Here is a 783-nt window from a genome sequence, read left to right as displayed (position 1 = left end):
GTGGCCAGCATTGAGGTGTTGGTGGAGCGGTTGCAGCGGGTGGTGTTGGCGATGACCGCGGATCCAGCGCGGCGGCTGTCCTCGATCGATGTGGTCGACGAGGCCGAGCACGTCCGGATCGAGGCTTGGGGTAATCGGGCGGTGTTGGCTCGGCCCGATTCGACTGTGCGGGTGTCGATTCCGGCGTTGTTCGCCGCGCAGGTGGTTCGGGCTCCCGAGGCGGTGGCGCTGAGCTTCCGAGGTCAGTCGTTGACGTATCGGCAGCTTGATGAGGCCTCGAATCGGTTGGCGCATTTTCTGGTGGGTCAGGGGGTGGTGTCGGGCGATCGGGTGGCGGTGTTGTTGCCGCGTTGCGCTGAGGCGATTGTGGCGATTGTGGCGGTGCTCAAGGCCGGGGCGAGCTATGTGCCGATTGATCCGGGGCAGCCGGGGGCGCGGATGCAGTTCATGCTCGCTGATGCGGGGCCGGTCGCGGTGGTGACTACCGCGGAGTTGGCTGAGCGGGTGCAGGGTTATGAGTTGGCGGTGATCGATGTCGATGATGGGCGTATCGACACCCAGCCTGGCACCGCTGTGGCGGTGGGGGTGGCTCCTGATGATGTGGCGTATCTGATTTACACCTCGGGCACTACTGGTGTGCCTAAGGGGGTGGCGGTCAGTCACCGTAATGTGACGCGGCTGTTGGAGACGTTGGACGCCGACCTCGAGCTGTCGGGGCAGGTGTGGAGCCAGTGTCATTCGTTGGCGTTTGACTATTCGGTGTGGGAGATCTGGGGGGCGCTG

1 protein-coding gene is annotated in these 783 nt (G+C 64.6%); it reads left to right on the top strand.

Translation table 11 applies throughout. The features are described from left to right. Positions 1-783, top strand: a 783-nt coding sequence (locus A5753_RS13655) for an AMP-binding protein (protein ID WP_156656097.1), incomplete at both ends; no start/stop codon positions are given.

This window comes from Mycobacterium sp. 852002-51971_SCH5477799-a (genome assembly GCF_001667145.1).
Lineage (GTDB): Bacteria > Actinomycetota > Actinomycetes > Mycobacteriales > Mycobacteriaceae > Mycobacterium.
This window is presented reverse-complemented; position numbering and strand designations above follow the sequence as displayed.